The sequence below is a fragment of the Hymenobacter norwichensis DSM 15439 genome, from assembly GCF_000420705.1.
Lineage (GTDB): Bacteria > Bacteroidota > Bacteroidia > Cytophagales > Hymenobacteraceae > Hymenobacter > Hymenobacter norwichensis.
Genome location: NZ_ATVL01000006.1, coordinates 238,037 through 262,646 on the forward strand (window position 1 = coordinate 238,037; position 24,610 = coordinate 262,646).

The 24,610-nt window shown below is 53.6% G+C and carries 21 protein-coding genes and 2 tRNA genes; 13 read left to right on the plus strand and 10 right to left on the minus strand.

Features of this window, described 5'->3' with window-relative positions:
* The first annotated feature begins 5 nt into the window (after positions 1 to 5).
* From G536_RS25840 to G536_RS0102125, 3 genes are all read left to right on the plus strand, one after another.
* On the plus strand, positions 6 to 590 hold the full coding sequence (locus tag G536_RS25840) for a recombinase family protein (protein ID WP_022821929.1): 585 nt from the start codon (positions 6 to 8) through the stop codon (positions 588 to 590).
* Between the two features lie 74 nt (positions 591 to 664).
* Positions 665 to 1,078, plus strand: a complete 414-nt coding sequence (locus G536_RS0102120; RefSeq protein WP_157530334.1) for a hypothetical protein — start codon at positions 665 to 667, stop codon at positions 1,076 to 1,078.
* Between the two features lie 81 nt (positions 1,079 to 1,159).
* A complete protein-coding gene (locus tag G536_RS0102125) occupies positions 1,160 to 1,921 on the plus strand; it encodes an Abi-alpha family protein (protein ID WP_022821931.1) in 762 nt (253 codons plus the stop codon).
* A 16-nt stretch (positions 1,922 to 1,937) separates the two neighbouring features.
* Here the strand turns inward: G536_RS0102125 and G536_RS0102130 are convergent, their stop codons facing one another.
* From G536_RS0102130 to mutS, 4 genes are all read right to left on the minus strand, one after another.
* Positions 1,938 to 3,221: a tyrosine-type recombinase/integrase gene (locus tag G536_RS0102130; RefSeq protein WP_022821932.1), complete on the minus strand. Its 1,284-nt coding sequence runs from the start codon at positions 3,219 to 3,221 to the stop codon at positions 1,938 to 1,940.
* Positions 3,222 to 3,330: 109 nt separating this feature from the next.
* Positions 3,331 to 3,414: transfer RNA gene (locus G536_RS0102135), tRNA-Leu, on the minus strand.
* Positions 3,415 to 3,502: 88 nt separating this feature from the next.
* Positions 3,503 to 3,578 (minus strand) — tRNA-Gly (locus G536_RS0102140).
* 251 nt (positions 3,579 to 3,829) lie between these two features.
* Complete coding sequence (gene mutS / locus G536_RS0102145; protein WP_026879758.1) at positions 3,830 to 6,571, minus strand: DNA mismatch repair protein MutS; 2,742 nt, start codon at positions 6,569 to 6,571, stop codon at positions 3,830 to 3,832.
* Between the two features lie 249 nt (positions 6,572 to 6,820).
* Between mutS and G536_RS0102150 the strand changes: the two genes are divergently transcribed.
* From G536_RS0102150 to G536_RS30200, 7 genes are all read left to right on the plus strand, one after another.
* On the plus strand, positions 6,821 to 7,369 hold the full coding sequence (locus tag G536_RS0102150) for an RNA methyltransferase (protein ID WP_022821934.1): 549 nt from the start codon (positions 6,821 to 6,823) through the stop codon (positions 7,367 to 7,369).
* A 188-nt stretch (positions 7,370 to 7,557) separates the two neighbouring features.
* Positions 7,558 to 10,197 (plus strand): T9SS-dependent M36 family metallopeptidase, encoded by a 2,640-nt coding sequence (locus G536_RS25845; protein ID WP_022821935.1) that lies wholly within the window; start codon positions 7,558 to 7,560, stop codon positions 10,195 to 10,197.
* 84 nt (positions 10,198 to 10,281) lie between these two features.
* The gene (locus G536_RS0102160; protein ID WP_022821936.1) at positions 10,282 to 10,698 is read left to right on the plus strand and encodes a hypothetical protein; all 417 of its coding nucleotides are present in this window, start codon (positions 10,282 to 10,284) and stop codon (positions 10,696 to 10,698) included.
* The gene (locus G536_RS30195) at positions 10,695 to 11,474 is read left to right on the plus strand and encodes a J domain-containing protein (protein WP_022821937.1); all 780 of its coding nucleotides are present in this window, start codon (positions 10,695 to 10,697) and stop codon (positions 11,472 to 11,474) included. Before G536_RS0102160 ends, G536_RS30195 begins: the two co-directional genes overlap by 4 nt.
* A 209-nt stretch (positions 11,475 to 11,683) precedes the next feature.
* On the plus strand, positions 11,684 to 11,839 hold the full coding sequence (locus tag G536_RS31315) for a T9SS type A sorting domain-containing protein (RefSeq protein ID WP_022821938.1): 156 nt from the start codon (positions 11,684 to 11,686) through the stop codon (positions 11,837 to 11,839).
* Positions 11,840 to 11,953: 114 nt separating this feature from the next.
* A complete protein-coding gene (locus G536_RS0102175; RefSeq protein WP_022821939.1) occupies positions 11,954 to 12,361 on the plus strand; it encodes a hypothetical protein in 408 nt (135 codons plus the stop codon).
* On the plus strand, positions 12,358 to 13,191 hold the full coding sequence (locus tag G536_RS30200; protein ID WP_022821940.1) for a J domain-containing protein: 834 nt from the start codon (positions 12,358 to 12,360) through the stop codon (positions 13,189 to 13,191). Before G536_RS0102175 ends, G536_RS30200 begins: the two co-directional genes overlap by 4 nt.
* Positions 13,192 to 13,273: 82 nt before the next feature.
* On the opposite strand, the gene G536_RS0102185 is transcribed toward G536_RS30200, so the two are convergent.
* Positions 13,274 to 14,047, minus strand: coding sequence for a TerC family protein (locus tag G536_RS0102185; RefSeq protein ID WP_022821941.1), 774 nt, complete (start codon positions 14,045 to 14,047; stop codon positions 13,274 to 13,276).
* 101 nt (positions 14,048 to 14,148) lie between these two features.
* Entirely contained in the window at positions 14,149 to 14,640 is a 492-nt protein-coding gene (locus G536_RS0102190; RefSeq protein ID WP_022821942.1) for a YajQ family cyclic di-GMP-binding protein, read from the minus strand.
* A 230-nt stretch (positions 14,641 to 14,870) separates the two neighbouring features.
* Here G536_RS0102190 and G536_RS25860 point away from each other — a divergent pair, with 230 nt between their 5' ends.
* Both G536_RS25860 and G536_RS0102200 read left to right on the plus strand, forming a co-directional pair.
* Positions 14,871 to 15,314: a GNAT family N-acetyltransferase gene (locus G536_RS25860; RefSeq protein WP_022821943.1), complete on the plus strand. Its 444-nt coding sequence runs from the start codon at positions 14,871 to 14,873 to the stop codon at positions 15,312 to 15,314.
* 64 nt (positions 15,315 to 15,378) lie between these two features.
* Positions 15,379 to 15,864, plus strand: coding sequence for a PaaI family thioesterase (locus tag G536_RS0102200; protein WP_022821944.1), 486 nt, complete (start codon positions 15,379 to 15,381; stop codon positions 15,862 to 15,864).
* A 77-nt stretch (positions 15,865 to 15,941) separates the two neighbouring features.
* On the opposite strand, the gene G536_RS0102205 is transcribed toward G536_RS0102200, so the two are convergent.
* The 3 genes from G536_RS0102205 to G536_RS0102215 form a co-directional block, all read right to left on the minus strand.
* A complete protein-coding gene (locus tag G536_RS0102205; protein ID WP_022821945.1) occupies positions 15,942 to 16,952 on the minus strand; it encodes an NYN domain-containing protein in 1,011 nt (336 codons plus the stop codon).
* 668 nt (positions 16,953 to 17,620) lie between these two features.
* The gene (locus G536_RS0102210; protein ID WP_022821946.1) at positions 17,621 to 18,361 is read right to left on the minus strand and encodes a metal-dependent hydrolase; all 741 of its coding nucleotides are present in this window, start codon (positions 18,359 to 18,361) and stop codon (positions 17,621 to 17,623) included.
* Between the two features lie 189 nt (positions 18,362 to 18,550).
* The gene (locus G536_RS0102215) at positions 18,551 to 18,769 is read right to left on the minus strand and encodes a hypothetical protein (protein ID WP_022821947.1); all 219 of its coding nucleotides are present in this window, start codon (positions 18,767 to 18,769) and stop codon (positions 18,551 to 18,553) included.
* A 200-nt stretch (positions 18,770 to 18,969) separates the two neighbouring features.
* Here G536_RS0102215 and mfd point away from each other — a divergent pair, with 200 nt between their 5' ends.
* On the plus strand, positions 18,970 to 22,518 hold the full coding sequence (gene mfd, locus G536_RS0102220) for a transcription-repair coupling factor (protein WP_026879760.1): 3,549 nt from the start codon (positions 18,970 to 18,972) through the stop codon (positions 22,516 to 22,518).
* A gap of 70 nt (positions 22,519 to 22,588) precedes the next feature.
* Here the strand turns inward: mfd and G536_RS0102225 are convergent, their stop codons facing one another.
* A complete protein-coding gene (locus tag G536_RS0102225) occupies positions 22,589 to 24,481 on the minus strand; it encodes an ATP-dependent nuclease (RefSeq protein WP_022821949.1) in 1,893 nt (630 codons plus the stop codon).
* Positions 24,482 to 24,610: the final 129 nt, after the last annotated feature.

Here is a 24,610-nt window from a genome sequence, read left to right on the forward strand (position 1 = left end):
GAATAATGAAAGCTGCCATCTATGCCCGTGTGAGCACCCGCGACAAAGGCCAGGACAACGAAAACCAGCTTCGTGAGCTGCGGGCCTTCGCCGAACGTCTGGGCTATACTACATATAAGGAGTATCTCGATACCGATTCGGGGGGCAAGGCCGACCGGCCGCAGTTCAAGCACCTCTTTCAGGATGCCCATCAGCGCCGCTTCGACGTGGTGCTGTTTTGGGCGCTGGACCGTTTCAGCCGGGAAGGCGTGGTCGAAACACTGAACCACTTACAAAAACTATCCTTAGCCGGTGTGCAGTTCAAGAGCTTCACCGAGCAGTACCTAGACTCGACCGGCATGTTCAAGGATGCCATCATCAGCATCCTGGCCACCATCGCCAAGCAGGAGCGAGTGCGGTTGGGGGAGCGAACCAAAGCCGGCCTAGCCAAGACCGTGGCGAAGGGCACCGTGCTCGGCCGGCCGGGTGTCGATGCTGATAAGCAGGCCCAGGTGAAACGGCTGAAGGCCACCGGCATTTCCAACCGGGCCATTGCCACCGCCCTGGGCATGTCGCCTACATCGGTTGGCAAGTATCTGGAGAGTAAATAGCTGTCCTTTTCCGAGGCTGGTGGTGGGGTGAGCTTTGAGTCCTTCAACTCAATTCTTACCTCATCATCAAGCCTATGAGAATTTATTTAGTGGCCGCATCAACTTTGCTCGGCGTGCTGGCGTGCGCCGACGTGCTGGCCCAGGCCCCCCACCTCGATGTGGAAGTGGTGACACCAGAGCATGACAAGTATGCCTACTTGCTCGACCTGAGCACCTCGCTCGATACGGCCGACCTCACTGCTCCAGTGTGCATCCCCTGGCTCAAGCCCCAGGAGCGAGTAGCCTACTCCGAAGCCAAGCCGCCGCGGTACGACTACCGAAATGCCCGCAAAGTGGAGCGCCGCTACAATGCTGCTAGGCGCTACTACAGGAGCAAGAACCGGCGCGACAACCGCATGCTGGCGAAGCACGCCAAGGAACGAGCCCGCAAGGAAAAGCGGCTTATCCAGGCCGGTGGCAAGCGCCAAGCGCCAACCACTGGCAAGTAGTGACCATAAAAAAGGCTCGTCCCAATATTGAGGCGGGCCTTTTTTGACTATCATTAATATCAACAACTAAATGCGCCCATTATGGCTGATCTGCTTACCTCACTCATTGGTCCTGAAAGTATACAGGCTTTAACCCATTCAGCCCAATTAGCAGCTGTATATAAATTGGCGAAACCCATCCTAAGCACATTTTTAGGCCCAGCAGCCCAAGAAATTGCTGAAACCGGAAGAGATTTTGTCAAGCAGTTGGAATGGGTGAAACAGCTGAGAGCTAACAATGCACTCGTTGATGCGAAAAAGGCTCTTGATGATGCTCATATTGACCCACAGCCAGTGCCACTTAAAGTTTTGATGCCAATTCTTGATAATTGTGCCCTGGAGGATGATGCAGTATTAAGAAATACGTGGTCTTTATTACTAGCGAATGCAGCGAATCCTCACAGCAGATATAAAGTTGACCCAAGCTTTGTAGAAATTATGAGGCAGCTTATGCCTATCCATATTAGAATACTAGGGTTTATGTATGACTACCATACAAAAGCTGAAAAAGCTAGGGAGCAAGAATCAATGGTTTTAGATTCTACTACATATTTTGTTGAGATAGAGAATGAACTGATGCCAGAAGAAGATAACGAAGTGATTAAACTTGCCCTAGATAACCTAATAAGACTAAGGTTGTGTATCGGTACTGCTGGCTCAGGCCGAAATTTGCCAAGGTCAGTAGGGTCGAGGCCAATGGAAGCAAGAGCATCGGAAGCATACCCTGGGTTAAGTAAACTAATCCTAACCAACTTGGGGAGAGCATTTATTACTATTTGTTCCGCGCCTATCGCTAATGAATAGTTAGTGTGCATGGTTTTTATGCAGCATCCAATGAGTCTAGTCGGTCTATTTCGGCTTGCTTCATGGCTTCGTCAACGTGCACGTATTTCATGGTCATAATTAGTTTCTTATGGGCCATGAGCTTCTGGAGTACTTCCACTTTGCCGCCTTTCCGGATGAAGTTGGTGGCGAAAGTTTCCCGCCCGATATGGTGGTGAATCTTAGTTTTAATGCCCAGCCAGTAAGCTATCTTCTGAAGCGCTCGGTTGGTGTACTGGTCGGTGTAGAGGTAGAAACCATCGGTGCCGTTCTCTGTACGGCTGTCCTGCAAGTAGCCCAGGGCTTTCTTTGTGATGGGCAGCAATGTTTCCTTCTCGTCATAGCGGAAGGTCTTTTGCACCTTCAGCTCCACGAGCTGGCCGTTTACCTTGGCTTCGCCCATCCGCTTCAGGTCGCCGAGGCGCAGGCCGCAGTTACAGCTGAAGAGAAACTTCTGGAGCATACGTCGGTGGGTCGACCCGACTTCGGTGCCGGCGTAGTATGTCTCCAGTGCGGCCAGTTCCTCTTCGCTCAGAGCCTTCCACTTGCCTTCGACCGTGGTATTGACAAAGTATTCATACGGGTCTTCAAAGGTGATTTTGTCGCGCCGGGCCAGTTCTAGGTATGCCTTCACGTTCCGGTGGCGGCCGGAGCAGGTGTTGGTGCAGCTCTGGTGCTTCTTCTTTAGCCACGAATCGAAGTCGCCGGCAAACTTGTGGGTCAGGGCGCTGAAGGGGAGCGTGGGCCGCTGCTGGCTTCGCTTGTTCATCGACAGGCCGGCCGCGAACTCCTGGAGCTTGCGCAGGGTGGACGTGTGGCCCTTGTGCGTGTTCAGTGATATCTGGCCCTTCTTATACCGCTCAGCAATGCGGGCCTCCATGTAGCTCAGGAAGTCGGAGCCACTGGCTGCGCTGTTGTACTGACGCAGAAACTCGTCGACGGTGAGCACCAGGTCGGGCTGCAACCGATACTTGACAAAGATTTCGTTGGCCTTGGCGCGGGCCTGGCCGATGATCAGGTTGTTGTCGTCGGCAGCTTTCTCCAGCAGAGCACCCACCGCGGCCTCGGCGCGGGCCAGCAAATCTTTATAGCCAGAACCCTGATTTTTTTTTGGTAAGGATGCCAGGCACCGGCCAGATTCTTCGTCAAACAGGGCCTCGGGCCAGGCCAACTTCAGCGGCAGGGGCAAAACCTTCCGGTTGATGATGACTTGCAGGCGCACGGTGTTGAGGCCGTTTTTCTGCGCAGGTTTACGGAGGTTGACGGTGGCAGAGTAGCTCACGTGTTAAACAGATGATAAACGGTGAACGACAAAACCCTGCTGCAAACCTGCGTTTCCAATTTGGAAACGCGGTTTGCAGCAGGGTTTGCGTAGCCCGAAGGCTAAAAAGTACCAGAGACGGGAATCGAACCCGTACGCTCGTGAAAGCAAGGGATTTTAAGTCCCTCGTGTCTACCAGTTCCACCACTCCGGCAGGTTGGTCACTGTAGCCTAGGCAAAGGTAGGAGGCCAGGCTTACCCCTCCAAAAACAAAAAGAGGATGTTGCGGTGCAACATCCTCTTGGAGCGGGAGACGAGGTTCGAACTCGCGACCTCGACCTTGGCAAGGTCGCGCTCTACCAACTGAGCTACTCTCGCTTGAGTCAGCCACCGTAGTGGCGTTTTGGTGTGACAAAGGTACTACAGGAAATCAAGTTGTCAAGGGTATGCGCTAAAAAAAGTCTGTTTTTCACAGTCATTTGAGCAGTTTTTGCTGATTGTCAGGGAGAAAAATTTTCAAATTGCTGTGCTCGTCTGTGCTTCGGCATGATACATTCTCCTTTCATAACGGTGAGCGGAACTGTTCTTGACAAGGTGGCCCCAATGCATCAGGGCACCTTGTCGAGTAACTATTTCCCACCTATTGCCAGTTTCAGCTCGTTCAATTTCAGCAGGGCTTCAATCGGGCTCATCGTGTTGATGTCCAAGGTTTGGAGTAGCTCCCGCACCCGTTCCAGCGCCGGATCGGCGGGCTCGAACATGCTAAGTTGCAAGCTGGGGCGGGGCGCATTGTGCACGGCTGCCACTGGTTGGGCTTTTGGGCCGCGCGGAACTTCTACGCCATTCAAGGGTACCACCTTGCCGTCGCCTTGCTCGTCAGTCAACCCTGCCAACACTTCGTCAAACTCAGTGGGAGCTTCGGTATCGAGGCCGGCGCTGGCCCGCTCTTGCTCCAGATGGTGCATGATTTCGTTGGCGCGTAGCACTACCGAAGTGGGCATCCCCGCCATACGGGCCACGTGAATGCCGAAGCTGTGCTCGGAGCCGCCTTCCTGAAGCTTGCGCAAAAACAGGATGCGGCCATCGGCTTCGCGCACGGCCACATTGTAGTTGCGTACCCGCGGGCAGTCGTCGGCTAGCTGGTTGAGCTCGTGGTAGTGGGTGGCGAACAGCGTTTTGGCGCGGGCCTTAGGGTTGTTGTGCAAGTGTTCCACCAGGGCCCAGGCAATGCTGATGCCGTCGTAGGTGCTGGTGCCGCGCCCGATTTCATCCATCAGCACCAAGCTCCGGTCGGAGAGGTTGTTGAGGATGCTGGCGGTTTCAGTCATTTCCACCATGAAGGTGCTTTCGCCTTTGCTCAGGTTGTCGGAGGCGCCTACGCGGGTGAAAATCTTATCGATGATGCCGATGGTAGCCGCCTCGGCGGGCACGAACGAGCCGATTTGAGCTAGCAGTACAATTAGGGCTGTTTGGCGTAGCAGGGCCGATTTACCAGCCATGTTGGGGCCGGTTATCACCACAATTTGCTGGTTGTCCTGGTCGAGGTGAATGTCGTTGGGAATGTACTGCTCGCCGGGGGGCAGTTGCCGTTCGATAACCGGGTGCCGACCCGCTTTGATTTCCAGCAAGGTGCTGTCGTCAACCGTCGGTTTTACATAGTGGTACTGCCGGGCCGTGGCCGCAAACGAGGCCAGGCAGTCGGTTACGCCGATGGCGCGGGCGTTCTGCTGGATCTGGGTGATGTACTCGGCCGCCGACAGCACCAAATCATTGTAGATGTTCTGCTCAATAACGAACAGCCGGTCTTCGGCGTGTAGGATTTTCTCCTCGTATACTTTCAGCTCCTCGGTGATGTAGCGCTCGGCATTTACCAGCGTCTGCTTCCGAATCCAGGTGGCCGGTACTTTGTCTTTATGCGCGTTGGTGACTTCTAGATAATAGCCAAAAACCTTGTTGTACGCCACTTTCAGGCTGGAAATGCCGGTTTCCTGCACGGCCCGCTGTTGCAGCTGGAACAGGAAGTCCTTGCCCGAAAACGCAATGCCACGCAGTTCGTCCAGCTCCTTATCCACGCCGTCGTTCAGCACGCCGCCCTGGTTGGTGAGGATGGGCGCATCGGGCCGGACTTTCAACTGAATTTCCTCGCGCAGTGCGTTGCAGGGGTTGAGCTGGTCGGCCATCTTTTGCAGCGCCCGAATGCCGGACGCGGCCAGTTGCTCCCGCATGGGTGCCACGGCTTCTAGGGCACGGGCCAGTTGCAGCAGCTCGCGCGGGTTGATGCGGCGCACCGCCACCTTGGAAATCAGCCGCTCCAGGTCGTTGATCTGGCGTAGGTGCTGTAACAGGCTTTCCAATAGCTCGGGCGTTTGCAGCAGGGCCTCCACTGTATCGAGGCGGCGCTGAATCTGGGCGGGCTCCTTGAGGGGCAGGACTACCCACTTGCGCAGCAGGCGGGCACCCATCGGCGTCACGGTCTGGTCGAGGATGTCGATAAGGGGGACGCCGCCGGGGTGCTGGGCGTGTACCAGCTCCAGGTTGCGCACCGTAAACCGGTCGAGCCACACGTATTTATCTTCCTCCAAGCGCCCGATGCTGCCGATGTGGCCCACGTCGGTGTGCTTGGTTTCGGCGAGGTAATGCAGGATACAGCCAGCGGCCGTAATGCCTTCGCGCAGCCCATCAATGCCGTAGCCTTTGAGCGAGGTGGTATTGAAGTGACGCGTGAGCGTGTCATGGCCATAGTCGAAACCGAAAACCCACTCGTCTAGCGCGTAATGGCAGTAATCGGGGCCGAAATGGCCTTCAAACTCCTGGCGGCTTTTCTTGCAGAACAGCACCTCCGCCGGCTGGAAGTTCTGGAGCAGCTTGCCCAAATAATCCACTGTGCCCTGCGCCACCAGAAACTCGCCGGTGCTGATGTCCAGGAAGCTGATGCCGGCGTCCTGCTTGCCAAAATGCACAGCGCAGAGGTAATTGTTGCTGCGGCGCTCCAGCACGTTGTCGTGGAGGCTCAGGCCGGGCGTAACCAACTCGGTAATGCCGCGCTTCACTAGGCCCTTGGCTTGTTTGGGGTCTTCGAGCTGGTCGCAAATGGCTACGCGCTGCCCGGCCCGCACCAGCTTGGGCAGGTAAGTATCGAGGGCGTGGTGGGGGAAGCCGGCCAGTGGCGTTTCCGAGGCCGTACCCGCGCCGCGCTTGGTAAGCGTGATGTCCAGAATACGCGACGCCGTAACAGCATCCTCCCCAAACGTTTCATAAAAGTCGCCGACCCGAAACAGCAACACCGCGCCGGGGTGAGCTTGCTTGAGCTGGTAATATTGCTTCATGAGCGGCGTATCGACCACGGGAGCGGGACCGAGTGAGCCGTGCATGCGGACAGGTTTCTTATCGGGGGCGGCGGTGCTTGTTTTCACTAAGGCAGAGAAAATACGGAAACAGATGCGGAATGCTCGACCATCATGCAGCGGCGCAGGTAAAACAGCTCGCATGCTCCCGTTGTGCTGGCAGATAGGTTTACCACACGAGTGAACTGCTTTACCTGCCCCATTGCATGACGGGCTATTATAAGGCGACACACGTCTAACAGCCACTACCCGGCTGGGCGTTCCTACCTTTGCACAATGCGCAAACTCTCGATGGAAGAGCTGAACCGGCTGACGGTGGCAGACTTCAAAAATACGCGAAAATTCCCCCTCACCCTAGTGCTCGACAACGTGCGTAGCCTGCACAACGTGGGCGCCGCCTTCCGCACGGCCGATGCCTTTGCCATTGAAAAAATCTGGCTATGCGGCATCACTGGCCGGCCACCGCAGCGCGAAATCACCAAAACAGCGCTAGGCTCCACCGAGTCGGTGGTGTGGGAATATGCGCCTACCACGCTGGAAGCTTTGCAGCAGCTCAAGGAAGCTGGCTACGTGCTGGTAGCGGTAGAGCAAACTACGGGTAGTCAGCAACTTCCCGCTTTCCAGCCCGACCCGACCCGGCCGTACGCGCTGGTGATGGGCAACGAGGTATTCGGGGTGGAAGACGAAGTGCTGGCGTTCTGCGACGCGGCCGTGGAGATTCCGCAGTTCGGTACCAAGCATTCCCTGAACGTGAGCGTGGCGGCGGGCGTGGTGCTCTGGGATTTCCTGAGCAAGCTGGGCTGGACCACCGGCCGCAAGGTGTAGGCTGGTACTCAACAGAGTAGGTGACGGTGGCATGTATTTCACCACGATGGTATTCTTGAAGTAAAAAGTAAGCTGTTTTTCAGGGCAATCTGTTTAGATTTGGAACTTAGCCTATTCCTTATCAAACGGCTGTTCCTTTCTGCTTTTTCTTGTCTACCCATTCATCCCATTCCAATCCACTTCACTGAATGAAAGTAACCTCTACACTATCGGGCTGCCGGGCACTGGCTTTTGCGGCCATGCTGGGCTTACCCACACTGACTGTGGCGCAGCAGCAGCCCCTGTCTCGTGCTTTGTCGGCTCTCACCACCCAGGCCGCCCGCCAGGGGCTAAGTGAGCAGGACGTACTGAACCCCGCTGTTACCAGCCAGCATACCGACGCTGGCACCGGCCTGACGCACCTCTACCTGCGCCAGCGCCACCAAGGCATTGAGATATACGGTGCCGTAGCCAACGCCACTGTAGCCGCCAATGGCAAACTGGTAACGTTGCATCACAGCTTTCTGCCTAACGTAGCTGCCCAGGTTCGTACTACCAGCCCCACCCTAACCGCTGCCCAAGGAGTTGCCGCTGCCGCCCGCGCCCTGAACCTGCCGGCCCCGCGCGCGTTGAGCGTGGTAAAGGAAGGTCAGCCAGCTACCGGTTTGGTGTTCAATAAGGCAGGTATCTCGCTGGATGATATTCTGGTAAAGCTCATGTATCAGCCGATGCCCAGCGGTGAGCTGGCTCTGGCCTGGGACGTTACCATCTCGCCGCTCGACGCGCAGCATTACTGGAACGTGCGCGTAGACGCCAACACCGGCGCTTTGCTCGACCAAACCGATTACACGGTGTCGGAGCCTTCTTCCTTTGCCGACTTGACCCAGCGCACTCTGGCTACGCCAAACTGGCCTCAGGTAACCACGCCAACGGATTCCGGTAGCCGCGTAACCGTACCCAACTCGTACGGAGTGTTCCCGATTACCGTTGAAAGCCCTATCCATGGAGCGAAACAGCTGGTAGTTGACCCTGCTGATGCGTTGTTCTCGCCGTTTGGCTGGCACGACGTAAACGGGGTAGCCGGCGCCGACTCCACCAATACCAAGGGCAACAACGTGTATGCCTACTTGGACCGCATGAATACCAACACCTTCCAAAAAGGTGCCAGCCCAGACGGCGGAGCTACCCAGGTGTTTGATTTCCCGTTTGTGGATGGTGCGCAACCAACTGCCAACTCGGATGCGGCCGTAACCAACCTGTTCTATTGGAACAACCTGATGCACGACGTAATGGCCTCCAAGGGCTTTACCGAGGCATCAGGCAACTTCCAGGCGAAAAATTATTCCAACACAGGGCTAGGCAACGACGCGGTACGGGCTGAAGCTCAGGATGGTGCTGGTTTGGCTGTACCTAACCTCGGGAATGCCAACTTCTCCACGCCCGTAGATGGGCAAGTGCCACGCATGCAGATGTTTGAGTGGTCGGGACCGGCTTCGCTTACAATTAGTGCCCCGGCCTCTGGCGCAGCTACTTATTCTGCTATACCAGCCGGTTTTGGCAAGAAACTCGTTTCGGGCGTGCCTTTCACCGGTCAATTTGTATTGGTAAACGACTCCAGTGCTACGTCGCTGGGTTGCACTCGCCGCTTCATTAACGCAGCGGCGCTTAGCGGCAAGATTGCAGTATTGGACCGTGGTAGCTGTGACTTCTCAGCTAAAGTGCGCAATGCCAAGCTCTCTGGCGCCAAAGGGGTAGTGGTAGTGAACAACGTAGCTGGCGCGCCTATCACAATGGGGGCTGGCGCTGATACTACCAATACTGGTATTCCGGCCATTATGATTTCTCTGGCAGATGGTAATGCCCTGAAAGCCACACTGGCTACCGGTACTACTACCGGCGCCATGAATGGAGGGGTTAACCGCGACGGAGACTTCGACAACGGTATTATTGCGCACGAATACGGCCACGGAATTTCCACTCGCCTCACCGGTGGGGCGGGCGTTGGTGGCTGCCTCAACAACGCCGAGCAAATGGGCGAAGGTTGGAGCGACTTCTTCGGCCTTTGGATGACTACCAAGCCCGGCGACGTAGGCACTACGCCTCGTGGTATCGGCACGTATGCCAGCTATGAGCCAGTAACGGGTGGTGGTATCCGGCCGCAGCGTTATTCCACTAATTTCTCGGTGAACAACCAAACCTACGCTATGGTGGGTGTGGCTCCTTACACCGCAGTGCACGCAGTTGGCTCAATCTGGGCCGCTACGCTATGGGATTTGAACTGGGCACTTATTGGCCGCTACGGCTACAACAACGATTTGCGCGCCCAGACTGGTGGCAACAACGTAGCCTTGCGCCTGGTAATTGAAGGGTTGAAGCTGCAAGGCTGCCGCCCCGGCTTCTTGGATGGCCGCAACGGTATCCTGAAAGCGGATTCCGCTCTGAATAACGCCGCTAACTCGGCCCTTATTTGGCAGGTATTTGCGCGTCGCGGTATGGGTTTCAACGCGGTACAAGGCAGCAGCAACAGTCTCACCGACCAGACTGCTGGTTTCGAGCTGCCCGCAGTGCTCAGCACGGCCAAGCGCCTCAACGAGCAGCAGTTGGAAGTGTATCCTAATCCTGCCAACAACCAGATTTTGGTACGTACGCAGGTGAACAGCAAGGCCTCGGTAGGAGTAGAACTGGTGAACCTGATGGGCCAAGTGGTGCGCTCATCGTCGGTAGCGGCCCACACGGTGCAGCAGGAAGGCGTGAAGCTACAGACTGCCGACCTGAGCGCCGGCGTGTACGTGGTACGCTTGACTACTTCGGAAGGTACGATTACCAAGAAAGTGGTGGTGCAGCACTAAACTCATTTCATTCGCTTTCTGAAATTTGATTTAATAAAACCCGTCTGGCTTTCGAGTCAGGCGGGTTTTTTTCGTATCTGGAACATGTCCCTCTCTGTAACCGAACTGCACGTGCCACCACCTTCTTGCCCGGATGCTGCTCTACTGGCCTTACGCCCCACTATTGCCATTGCGTCAGCCACCGGCAATGCCACTCCAGCCAACTTCTTGCGCTACACGCTCTGGCCTTTGCTCAAGCTGCAGAACGAAACGATACTGGCCGTAGTGGCCGATTTTATGCTCGCTCACCACGCCGACAAGCAACGGCAACTCACTGAGCTAATGACCTGTAACCTGAAGCTGCGCTACATATCGATAGGGGTGGTGAGCGACTTGCTCACCACGGCCGAGCGAAGTTATCATCGGCAGCACTGCGCCCATCTGAATCGACGGTTGTTGGAGTTGTCACTACGCCAGGTACAATGCCAAGTGGGAACAGTGGTAAATGCCAGCGTGGCATGACGACCTACTATGCCATTCTAGGCGTTAGTGAGCAGGCCACCCCCGACGATATTCGCAGGGCCTACCGCCGGTTAGTATTGCTTACGCACCCCGACCGGACGCCTGACCCTGCGGCTCACCAACGCTTTATTGCCGTGAATGAGGCATACGAAGCGCTAAATGAACCTACTCGCCGCTACTTCTACGATTCGCAACTGCGCGAAATGCGGAATCAAGTGAAGCCGTTGCAGCCAGGACCACTGTCGGATGCAGCTAGGGCGCCTCGTCAGCCGCCACCTTCTACCTGGCGCCGCCATAGCCATGTGCCGACGCAGCTAAACTTCTCGGCTTATGCTTGCATAGCCAAGCGTTGGGGAAAGTGGCTGTCACTGCTCCCAGTCTTTATTTTAATCGATTTTTTCGTGTTGCGGCACTACGCAATGACCGATTTTATCAGTATCAGCACCTCGCGTGATGGAACAGGTAATCTGTATAATTGTGTGGTTACTTCACGAGGAGAGTTCAATACAGCTGTAGATATTCCTCTCTCCACGGCTGGTTTTCGTGTGCAAACATCTTTGCTTTTCAAATTTATACACGAAGCCTACTTGCCCGACGGAACTGCGTTGCCAATCCACACCACGTTTGGTAGCCTGTTTGGTTTTATTGGATTATCGCTGTTACTAATTGGTGTCACGCAAGTCAAATCTCTGTCCGATGCTGCCCGAGTGAATGTGACAATTATAGCTGCTACCGTTGGTATAATTCTGCTATTAATAGCAATAAGCGGAGGATAAGCTAGCTTTTATTCTCCTGTAAAGACGAGAGTATCTACGCCTGATGAACCTTTAAAAATTAACACAGGGACCTGCATTTATCCGCACAGCAGGATATAAACGTTAAGGCTGTGTAGGGTTCCAGCAACAGCTTCGCCGGTTAATTTGCTCTGATGATTGCCAACTGCGTGAAGTAGCACACTTCCGTAAAAGGGAAGCTGCAGACCCTGATGGGCCAAGTGGTGCGCTCATCGTTGGTAGCGGCCCACACGGTGCAGCAGGAAGGCGTGAAGCTACAGACTGCCGACCTGAGCGCCGGTGTGTACGTGGTACGCTTGACTACTTCGGAAGGCACGATTACCAAGAAAGTGGTGGTGCAGCACTAAGCACCACACGCTCTTTATTTTCAAGTATCGGAACCCGCCTGGCAACCTAGCCAGGCGGGTTTCTAGTATGTAGGGCACGTAGTGTGTTTCTTTGCATTCTAATTGCCTGCACCCATGTCCCTTCGCCCCAATGCCGCGCTGCTAGCGCTACGCCCCCAACTTGCCGTAGCGCCTGCCACTGGCGACGCCACCGCCGGCGACTTTCTGCACCATACCTTGCGGCCTCTGCTGAAGCTGCAAAATGAACTGTTACTGGCAGTGGTAGCTGATTTTGTGCGCGACCACCACATACCGTTGGCCACCTTAGCAGCCCCCGACCAGCAGCGCCAGCTCACGGAGCTGCTGACCCGCAACGTGAAGCTGCGCTACACAGTAGTAGGGCTAATCAGTGGGCTTTTTACTACTGACGAGCTGGACTATTACCGCCAACATCGGCCTGAGTTGAATCGGCGGCTCTTGGAACTGGCCGTGCGCCGGGTGCAGGACCAATCCGAGCAGGTAGTGCAATTACTGGCCCTATGAAAACCTATTACGCTGTTCTGGAGCTTGATGAGCGCGCCAGCCCCGACGATATTCGGCGGGCTTACCGGCGGCTAGTATTACTCACCCACCCCGACCGTACCACCGACCCTACTCAGCACCGCCGCTACCTGGCCATCAACGAAGCCTATGAAACCCTCGGCGACCGGGCCCGCCGAATCCGTTACGATGCCCAACTGGCCCGGCAGCGGCAACCAGTACCCCTAGTATTCGAGGTAGTGCAGGATGGGACTAGGCCGCACCCCGACCCAGCTCTGCGGCGCCGGGGGGGGCGGTATCCGTTCTTTGGCAACCAGAATCCCACCCAGCTACCCTTGCACATCCGATACGCCGCCGAGTTCAAGCGGGCACTCCCACGGTTCCGGATGGTGGCCTACGCTAGTCTGTTGTGCGTACTGATCATTGCGGTTGATTTCAACCGGACGGAAATACTGCCAGATGAAACCGTGCGGGAAGTGGCATACGTCACTAGCCGGACCAAAAGAGGCAATTGGTACTACTTCCGCATCTTCACCGAAAATACCCGTTTCAAGGTGAACAGCACCATTGAGCTGGCCAAAGGCGACCAGGTGATGGTGGAACAGACACCGTGGTTCGGGAAAGTAAAGAATGTGACTATCAACTCCGGTAAAATGCACGGCAACACATTGCAGATCAGTAATTTCGATTTGCTCTGGTCGTTGGCCGTGCTAGTGGTTGGCAGCGCCTTGCTGGTGCTATTCTTAGAGGTCCGGCCTGACCGGGCTTTTAACCTGGGCTTTGCCAACTCTTTGGTGGCTTTCTTTATGGTCGTGTATCTGTTCTTTGTCTGATTGCAGCCGGAGTGGACACCGACATAAAAAAGGGGGCGCAACTTTGGTTGCGCCCCCTTTTTTATGTCGGTGTCCACTCCGGCTAATCGTATTGTGATTCGCGCAGGTGTACCGGAGTACTTTTCTTGCGCAGCCGCATGTTCAGGATTTCCACTACCAGCGAGAAGGCCATGGCAAAATAGATATACCCTTTCTCGATTTCCTTGTGAAAGGACTCCATCACCAGCATCACCCCAATCATAATCAGGAAGGAAAGAGCCAGCATTTTGATGGTTGGGTTCCGGTTTACGAAATCGGCTACCACCCCTGAGAAGACCAGCATCACGCCCATCGAAAGGATAACGGCCGCAATCATAATCAGCACGTTATCAACCAATCCTACCGCCGTCAGAATGGAATCGAAGCTGAACACGATGTCGATGATGATTATTTGAAAGATGATGTTACCCATAGAAGCGCCTCCCTTGCCGGCCGCCCCGTTTTCATCTTCCTCGCCCTGGAGCTTGGTGTGAATTTCGGTGGTGCTTTTGCCAATCAGGAACAAGCCGCCGCCCAGCAGGATTAAGTCGCGGCCCGTTACCCCGAACGGCTCGTCCATCCACGGCAGATTCAGCGTGAACAGTGCCGATTTCAGCCCCACAATCCAGGAGATACTCAGCAACAGCCCAATCCGGAACAGCAAAGCCAACAACAGCCCGATGGTACGGCCCCGGGGCTGTTGTTCGCGTGGTAGCCGATTGACGATGATGGAAATGAAAATGATGTTGTCGATACCCAACACAATTTCCATGAAGGTCAGTGTAAGTAAGCTCACCCAGGTTTGTGGGTCGGAGAATACCGAAAAGTCGAAGTGCATTGAGTGGATGGTTGAATTGTTGATTGTTGAATTGTTGAGCGGTTGACTATTGCAAGGTTGAGCGTTGGCTGCCCAACAAGCCAATAATCAGCATCCAGCAATCAACTCTTCATGTTCACGAATTGCAGCGGCTGGCCAATATCAGTGTGGCGGAGCAGGGCAATAACGGCCTGTAGATCATCAATTTTCTTGGCCGTGACGCGCACCTGGTCGTCCTGCATCTGGGCTTCCACTTTTAGTTTGGCGTCTTTGATGGCCTTCACAATTTTGCGGCCCGCCTCCTTATCCACGCCAGCCCGCACCTTGATGGTTTTTTTTACCAAGTTGCCGCTGGGTTGCTCTTCAGCCGTGAAATCGAGGGCGGTGCCATCAATACCTTGCTTTACCACCCGCGCCAGCAGAATATCCTCCAGTGCTTTCACGCGCATCGAGTTTTCCGAGCTTAGCAGGATGGTATTGGCTTTTTTGTCTAGGTCCATGCCACCTTTGGTGTCGCGCAGGTCGTAGCGAGTTTGTAGTTCTTTTTTGGCTGTATTCACCGCATTTTCAAGAGTTTGCGGATCTACTTTGCTTACAATATCGAAAGAGGCCATGAGAAGAAAATAAGAGAGAAAAGCAGGGCAGTAGGTAAAACTGCCTGCCGGGGTTGAAAGGAGGGCAAAGGTAGGAAGTTGGTGTACGAATATTCGCGGAAAACAGTGAAGTACGTATCAGGGGAAGAGGTGACAACTTACGCCACAGAAACCTTGGTGCTCTCTAGCCCAGCTGCCTCGCAATTCCGTTTTACCTTTCCACTCTCTCGTTTTTACAAATCAGGCGCTCTATGGCTGTTCGTTCCCCCCAAACATCAACTGAGTGGTTGGCTTACTATCGGTTACGCTACGAAGTGTTGCGCCAGCCCTGGCAGCAGCCCCTTGGCTCGGAGCGGGTGCCTGAAGACGAAGCCCCTACTACCGTGCATGCCATGTGCGTAATGCCTAATGGCGCCGTAGCTGGGGTTGGGATGCTACAGCCTGCAAGAGAAAATAAGGGGCAGGTGCGGTTTATGGCGGTAGCGCCCGCGTGGCAGGGCCAAGGCATCGGTCGTGAATTGTTGGTGTATTTGGAAGAAGCGGCCATGCAGCTAGGGTATGCCGAGATAATACTGCACGCCCGCGAAGCCGCCGTACCATTTTACCAGCGCCAGCAGTACACTATTGTAGCACCATCACACACCTTGTTTGGCAGTATCCCTCATTTTCTGATGGCTAAAACTTTCGCGCGGTAGCTATAGCTAGTTCGCGCGGCAAGGTGCCACTCCACTTACAAGCCTTCAACTTCTAGTTTCCTTTATGGAGCAGCTTCCCGATGTAGCCGCGCTGGTGGCCATCTACAACCAAATAAACACCTACGGCCGCGTAAACGGCATGCACCTGACCGCACAGCAACCAGGTGTGGTGCAATACACCATGAGTATCTTGGAGGAGCATCTGTCGTCGCCGGGAACCTGCCACGGAGGCGTGCTGGCGGGCCTTATGGATGCAGCGCTGGGTGCGGCAGCCCTGTCCTTGGCCTTCACTGCTGGTGAGCTAGTATCCACGGTGGAATTCAAAATTAATTACCTGCACCCGGTGCATTTACACGACCAACTGGTGGCGCACGCCAACGTGGAGCACAGCGGCAAAACACTGATAGTGAGCAGCGCCTTTATCAGTTGTCCGGCCCGCAACAACCTAGTGGTGGCCCGCGGGATGGGTACCTTCAACCGTTATCCTGCCGATAAGCGGGACTTCCACCACCTGCTGCTGCCAGATACCGGATTGGGAGAATTGAAATAGCCACCGGCCACAACGCAAAAAGCCGCCGGTATTCCGGCGGCTTTTCAAATAAGCAAACTAAATGCTAATGCGAACGGCTAGAGACGGTCCGACGAGTCGGCCGACTCGGTTTCGGTGTGCTCCTCCTCGTCGTATTCGTCGCCTTCCTCCATCTGAGGGGCTTCTACTTTACGCACATTGCGGGCACAGTCTTCGTCGCGGTGGTTGCGGCCTACGGTGAATTCCACCCAGTCGCCTTCGCGCAACTCGTTGAAGTCGCCTTCTGACATGTCGGCGTAGCTGAAGAACAGGTTGTTGGGCGGCATTACCACAAAACCAAAACCGTTCTTGAGGTTTTTGATGGTGCTGATACCCACCGTGCCTACTGGGCCGGCAGCAGTAGGGCCAGTAGGCCGAACGGGCTTGGCCGGCGCTGGGAAAGCCACAGGCTCAGGCGTATTCACAAACATCGTCTCAATCAGCTCGTCACCGTCGGTGAGGCCTTGGTCGATGATTTCGTGCATCTGCACAGGGTACGTAGCTTGCTCTAGCAGGTGCTGCGAGGCACGGGTTACGCGGGCTTCGCCTTTGAAGTCAACGTATTTGAAGTCCCAGTTCAGCAGCATCACGCGGGTGCCGATGGTGTTGAGCTTCTTAATGAGCGGCGCGTAGTCGGAGTCGCCGGCAATCAGCACTACCACGTCGTAGCTCTTGTGCAGCGTCAACTCTAGTGCTTCCAGAGAAAGCCATACGTCAATGCCTTTTTCCTGCAAACGGCCGTCGCGCGTTTTCAGGGGCATATAATGGGTGGCAATCCCCATGTTCATCAAAATATCGTCGAGCAGCCGGTCATGGAACAGGCGGTCTTTATCACGGGCTTCGGTGGCCGAAAGGCGGCCCCGGAAAAAATGGGCATCTATAACTCGGCTCAGACGCAAATCCACGTCTTCTTCTTCTGCCACTTGGTGGCGAATAAACTCATGTAACCCTTCCAGGCTAATGCGGGCCTTACGGTCGTGTTGGAAGTAGTAGTAATCACTGATCTTGAGGAAATAATTGCCGTCGTAGAAGACGCCGATCCTAATCAGAGGGCTATTTATCTGGTTCATACAGGAAAAAAGGGTTGGAGGTAAGCAAGAGGTGTGTGTGATATAAGGGAGCGGGTAATCAGGGGCAGTAAAACTCAGGAGGGTTACCTACCTGAGCAAAGGTACAAAGCTTGGAGTTTTGAGGCGAAGTTGGCAAAGGAGTAGTAGGTGATTACCACTTCTTTACAAACCCAGATTATCATAAGTGCTTACGTAGAAAACGGCTAGCAAGCAATAAGAAACGGTCTTTAGGATGAAGCGGACATGAGGAAGCAAGTTTCTCTTTTCCGCTGATAATCCCAATGGTGGCTAGCAATTCGCTGTGTATGAAAGCTGTTGCGCCTAGTATTAATGTAATATTATGGAATATATATTTTATATAGTACAGATTGAAAATTAGTTGAAGTATCTCTCCTCCTCCAGTCGTGCTACGGTTCAGCTTCAGCGCTAATTTATTGTAGTTAAGCGTATGCTACAAATAATGCCCTAATCTTGAAGACCTGACTTCAAGCGAAATAGAGCAGGTTTTAGCTTGGTGATAGTAGCACGATTACACTACGCTCTAGTTTCTGTGTTGATACACAAGTGCTTGAACAACGCGAGTTGTACATTCTTGGTTGCATGAGCCATTTCACTGAGTGTCAAAAAATCCTTGGATAACGCAATTCAGCGCAACCTAGCCGTCAACTTTAAAAATTCATCTTTCCAATTACCAAGCCAAGCACCAGCAAACCGTAGCCAGTGCAGATGCTCACTTCCAGCAAGTTACCGCTCGGCGAGCCGGTGCGAATGAGGGGGATTTTCAGCGAGGTGTCGGTGAGGGGCATAAACCACTTCACGCCAGCCTTGGTGAGCGTATCGGCCACCAAGTGCGACACGTAGCCCCCGCCGGCAAACAGAGCCACGCCGTGCCAGCCGAGGCTCTGGTTGGCCAAATGCCCAATGTATGTCCAGAGGCCGGCCGCCCAAATGGTGTGGGTCCAGGAGCGGTGCGCAGTGAACGGGGCCACTGCTACAAACAGCCCCACCATGCTCAGCCAGACGTAGCCGGTATACAGCCCCGCCATAACCGTAGACAAACCCGTGAACAACAAGGCTAGCTTGCGTGTAGAGCCGCCTTGCATGGCCGCCCCCAGCAGTCCAAACGCCAGTGCTGCTGTAAAGCCCATACGTCGGTCGGGGCCGGATGGAACCTGGAAATGCGTGTAGAGCGCCAAGCCCGCTGCCGCCAACACGAAGGCCCAGCGTACGTAGTTCTGGGCGAAACCCAGCCGTTTGCTGAGCCGGGATTCGGGATGGTCTAGGTCGGGCGCGAGGGCCGAAAAGCCCGCCAGCGCAATGCCAGCTGGCGAGAATTTTATTCCGGCTACCAAGCCGCCAATAGCAACGCCGGTAATGAGGCCAATGGCCAGGTGAGAAGAACCGCGCAAAAGAAATTATAGAATAAGTAAGCTATAACAAGCTACTGGTTAAATTATAGCCAGCGAGAGTGCAATATTAAAGATTGTATAAGCAGCACCGTAATGATTTCGCTGTATCAGCTTATTCCTTCCATGAAGGGCTGATTTTCAACTGCCAATTACCTGAACAGTTCTGAGTGGCAAGGCCGCTGGGGCTGCTTACCACTGGCCCGAACTGCCTTTCAGGTTGCTACTAGTGCGAATGTCGTCTACCTGGGTTTCGAGTAGGGCAATGCCTTGTTTGAAGGCGTTGGTGGCCTCTTCCTGTTTCTCGGCGTCGAGGGGGCCGTGCTCCTGTACTTGCTGGCGGAGCTGGCGCAGTTGGTCGAGGAGCTGGTCCCAATCCTGACCGGCGGGCTCGTGAGTTGGTTCTGTCATGAAGAAGGTAGCAGAGCCGGGTTAAGCGCGTGAAGTAGGAAGGTACAACGCACACGGCGAAAATGTTGCGGAAACTTTCAGGGGCGGGCCGTGGTATTGAATGGTGGGCGCCGTAGCGCGCCGTATCCTTGCCTCGCCCGACCGGAGTTGACTCCGGCCGGGCTTCTACCTTTGCTTCCTCTCCTAGACTATCCGCCGCTTTGAAGGTTTCTGATTTTCTCCAGCTATACTCTCTCGACCCTACCGTTATGACCGTGGGGGCCCGCCTGAACCCGGCGACGCGTAACACCCTCCGCGGGGCCACAGCCGCCGAGGACGGAGCGCACCCGCGTTTGCACCTGCGGGGCCTGGTCGGGAGCCAGGATGCCGTGCTGGCTGCGGCTATGCACACGGCGTACCCAAATCAGCATCACCTGTTCATTCTGCACGACCGGGAGGAGGCCGCGTACTTCCTGGCCGACTTGCAGCACCTGCTGCCCGAGGAGGAGCCGCTGCTGTTCCCGAGTTCCTACAAGCGGCCCTACGCTTTCGACGAGACGGAAAACGCCAACGTGCTGATGCGGGCCGAAGTGTTGAACAAGCTGAACTCGCACCGCGGGCCCAAAACCGCCGCCGAGCAAGCCACCGAAGACGCCCAGGATGCTATTGATACTGCCGCACTAGAAACCGACGCCAAGCCTAAAGGCCGCAAAGCTAAGGTCAGCGTGAAGGACACGGCCGGCGCTATCATCATTACGTATCCAGAGGCGTTGTTCGAGAAGGTAATCAACAAGAAGAGCTTGGTAGCCAACACGTTCATTGTGAAGATGGGCGACAAGCTGGACGTGAACTTCATTAGCGAAATGCTGGCGGAGTACGACTTCGAGCGGACCGATTTTGTGTATGAGGCCGGGCAGTTTGCGGTGCGCGGCGGCATCGTGGACATCTTCTCATACGCCAATGAGCTGCCGTACCGGATAGAATTGTTTGGCGACGAGGTGGAAACCATCCGGACGTTCGACCCGGAAAGCCAGCTGTCGGTGGAGAAGCGGGAGCAGGTGAGCATCATCCCGAACGTGCAAACCAAGCTGCTGCAAGAAACCCGCGAGGCTTTCCTGGACTTCATTCCGAAGAACACTACGGTGTGGGCCAAGGACATGCGCCAGACCCTGGACGTGGTGGAAGAATCGTTCGACAAGGCCGAGGCGGGGTTCCAGGAACTGCTGCTAACGGCGGGCGGTACCCAAATCGTGAGCAAGCCGGAGGACTTATTTGAAACCGGGAAGTCGTTTAAGAAGCTGCTGGAAGGTTTTGCAGTGGTGGAGTTCGGCAAACGGTTCCACTACAAAGCGGGGGCTGAGGAGTTTCAGTTCAGGGCCAAGCCGCAGCCGAGCTTCAACAAGGACTTCAACCGGCTGGTGAAGAACCTGCACGAAAACCAGGAGAAAGGCTACGTCAATATTATTGCGGCCGAATCGGTGCGGCAGGCGGACCGGCTGCGGACCATCTTCGATGAACTCGACAACAACGTGCAGTTTCAGCACTTGCTGCTGGGGCTGCGCGAAGGCTACGTGGATGAAACGCTGAAACTGGTGGTGTACACCGACCACCAGCTGTTCGAGCGGTTCTATCGGGCGCAGGAAGGGCGCAAGTTCTCGAAGAAGAAAGCCCTGACCCTAAAGGAGCTGCGCACGCTGAGCCCCGGCGACTACGTGGTGCACCAAGACTACGGCATTGCGCGTTTCGCGGGCTTGACGCAGGTGGAAATCAACGACCGGGTGCAGGAAGCCATCCGGCTGGTGTACCGCGACGACGACGTGCTGACGGTGAGCATCCACGCCCTGCACAAGATTGCCAAGTACTCGGGGGCCGAGGGCACGCCGCCCAACATGAGCAAGCTGGGTTCGCCGGAGTGGGAAAACAAGAAGAAGTCGGTCAAGAAGAAGGTGAAGGACATTGCGGCCGAGCTGATTCGGCTGTACGCCAAGCGCAAAACCGCGCCCGGTCACGCCTTTGCTATGGACTCGTTTATGCAGGCCGAGCTGGAATCGAGCTTCATCTACGAAGACACGCCCGACCAGGCCAAGGCCACTGAAGACGTGAAGCGCGACATGGAGGTGCCCCACCCCATGGACCGGCTGGTGTGCGGCGACGTGGGCTTCGGCAAGACGGAAGTAGCCATTCGGGCGGCGTTTAAGTCGGTGGCCGATGGCAAGCAGGTGGCCGTGCTGGTGCCCACTACCATTCTGGCCATGCAGCACTACAAAACGTTCCGGGAGCGGCTCTCGGCTTTGCCCGTGACGGTGGAGTACGTGAACCGCTTCAAGAGCACCAAGCAGATCAAGGAGACGCTGGGCCGGGTGGCCGAGGGCAAAACCGACATCCTGATTGGCACGCACCGCCTCACCAACAAAGACATCAAGTTCAAGGATCTGGGCTTGCTCATCATCGACGAAGAGCAGAAGTTCGGGGTGAAAACCAAGGACAAGCTCAAGGAACTGAAGGTGAACGTGGACACGCTCACGCTGTCGGCGACGCCGATACCGCGCACGCTGCACTTCTCGCTGATGGGCGCCCGCGACCTGAGCGTAATTGCCACGCCGCCACCCAACCGCCAGCCGGTGCAAACCGAGCTGCACGTGTTCGATGAGCTGTTGATTCGGGATGCTGTGGCCCGCGAAATCAAGCGGGGTGGGCAGGTGTTTTTCGTGCACAACCGCGTGAAAGACATCGACGAGCTAGCCAACATGGTGCTGCGCCTGGTGCCCGATGCCCGCATCACCACCATCCACGGCCAGATGGAGGGCGACCTGCTGGAAAAGCGCATGATGAAGTTTGTGGACGGCGACTACGACGTGCTGGTGAGCACCAACCTGATTGAGTCGGGCCTGGATATTCCGAACGCCAACACCATCATCATCAACCGCGCCCACATGCACGGCCTCTCCGACCTGCACCAGATGCGCGGGCGGGTGGGCCGCTCCAACAAGAAAGCCTACTGCTACCTGCTCACGCCGCCGGTGGCCGGTTTGCCGTCCGATGCCCGCAAGCGCCTAAGCACGCTCGAAGAGTTTTCCGACCTCGGCGACGGGTTCAAGGTGGCCATGCGCGACCTGGATATCCGGGGGGCCGGCAACCTGCTGGGCGGCGAGCAGTCGGGCTTCATCAACGACCTGGGCTTTGAAACCTACCACCAGATTCTGGACGAAGCGGTGCAGGAGCTGAAGGAAACCGAGTTCCGCGACCTGTTCCTCGGCGACCCGACCGAGCGCCTGCAAGCGGCCATCAAGGACAGCGGCCCTAAGGAGTGCAACATCGAAACGGACCTGCAAATCCTGATTCCCGACTCCTACGTGAGCAGCGTGTCGGAGCGCTTGCAGCTGTATAGCAAGCTGGATCGGGTGAAGAGCCCCGAGGAGCTGCGCAAGCTGGTGGCCGGCATCGTGGACCGGTTTGGGCCGTTGCCGGCGGAAGTGGAGCAGCTAGCCGACATCGTGCGCCTGCGCTGGCAGGCCTGCCAGGTGGGCTTCGAGAAGCTGACGCTAAAGAAGAATCTGCTCAAAGGCTACATCTCGGCCACCAACAACGAGCCCTACTTCCAGAGCGACACCTTCGGCAACATCCTCAGCTACGTGCAAACTCACACCCGCACGGCCAGCATGAAGGAGCGCAAAGAGCAGCTCATCATCAGCATCGAGGAGGTGAAGAACGTGCAAACTGCCAAGCGCATCCTCAGCGAGTTAGGCAGTGAGGAGAAGGTAGGGGTGTAAAACCTTAGCTCATACCATGAACACTTTGCCTATTGCATTGTAATCGTGTTATGAGCTAAGATTTATAAGGCTATGAAAAGCTGTTCATTATAAATTCTGAAATAGTCTTCATATGTCCTTTTGCTTTTTTACTTAGATCACTGAGTTTTATTTCTCCAATTTCTACTTTTGATAAAAATAATCTTGCAAATAATTCTTTTCCACCAAAATGTTTTACGTGTTCACTTATTTTTCCATTGTTGCTGTCAAAAATATTATTAACTAATTTAAAGTCAGATTCTTCAAACATGTCCTCTATTCCATCGCATCCTTCTATTATGAAAAGCTTTTTTTTATAAAAATCCTCACCCTCTCCCAAGGATTTCTTTATTGCATTTACATCTGAGGATGAGCCTTTTTCATCGAATATAGCGGACCATTCAAGCCCCCATCCTATGCATAAACTTATCAAAAGCTTCATGTTTGGACTTCCCATCGATGGGATAAATGATATTTCTTCACTTATAGGGTAAAAATTCCTTATCACATTCATGTAATAAAAATCAGAAATTCCTTCTAACACAACGTTCTTTTTCTTGACTAGAGAAAAGTCGTGAGCTACGTCCATGCCAATTGCATCTATTATAGGTTTTAAAGCATCTAATTGTTGAGGAGATATTTTTGTCGTAATTTTTTCGATAGTTGTTCCATTTTGTGCTGTGTTAAATATTAGCCTAGCTCTGTGTAGTTTTTTTGTTGGAATCAGGTAAGGAGAATGAGTGCTGTATATTATCTGATTATCAATGGATAAACTTTCCAGAAGATCTAGCATATCTGACTGCGCTCTAGAATGCAAATGTAGTCCAGGTTCGTCTAGTAATATAATTTTTCCTTTGTTATCATTACTCGTATTAAGTTGAATATAGAATGACAGAAACCATCTAAAACCTTGGCTTCTTCTTTGAGGAGATAATTTTTCGCCTCTTTTAGTTTGAATATAAAACTTCAAATAAGGTTGTTTGTCTGAACCACCTTGATAATATTTAACCGATATTGTTACCCCTTTTGAGTCTCCTATCCTCTGTTTCCATTTCGAATTAAAATCTTTAGACAACTTTAATTCAAATGTTTCCTCAGAAGCCTCTACTTGAAAATCCGCTTGTTTAGAAAAATTTTTGAAATTGGTTCCTAAAAAGGATTCAATATTATGGACAGCTTGTATACCATCAATGCCTTCTTTTTTATCTAAGTCACTTACAAATATTTGTTCTGGCAGCACTGATACAAAATCGCTAAAAAATATTAAGTATGGAGTATTTCTCCATAAAATATTTGCAATTTCACTCATGAATTTTTCGAGTGTAGGTAGTTCTATTTTAGGGGGTGCGTTTAGTTTTATCTCTTCTGGATTTAGGGGTTCTTCATCAAGATCCTCTGTGATTTCCTCATTGTTTACCGTTGTATTATTTACTGAATTAACATTGCTTGCTTCTTTAAGTAAAGCTTCAGATAATTCATTGTTTTCGCTGTTTAGTAAAGTTTCTATATAAGATTTGATTGTTTCGTAAGATTCTCCAACGAGAGTTATTTCATGGCTATTTTCGTTGAATATTTTTTCTATTGAAAACGTATTTACACTTCTTAGTGTATTTATAAAATTTTTATCATTTATAAGCAATGGAACAGATGAATATAATTTTTTTAAATCTTTGGAAGCAAATTCCTTCACAAATACAGTTTGAATTTCATTTTTATTAGCTGAGTATTTGCAAATAACGCGCGGGTTTTGTGGTTCTCCGTTCTCATAGCGCATAGAATCAATATTGTAATTATTGTTTTCATAGTCTCGAAGCGCTTCTAAAATTGATGATTTGCCAGCTTCATTCTGGCCGGCAAGAATAGTTATATTATCTATAGACAGATAACATTCTTTGCTGTCAATGATAGATTTGTAATTGAATACTCTGAATGATTCAAGTTTCATTTTTATTGTCTTTAAATGTTTGATACTGGCTTATTTGTTAATTGGATAATAAAAATTCTAGCATGTATTGCATGTCAAGGTGATATTAGTGGATTTTGTATTTTGGAACTATTAATCGCCTGATGAAAT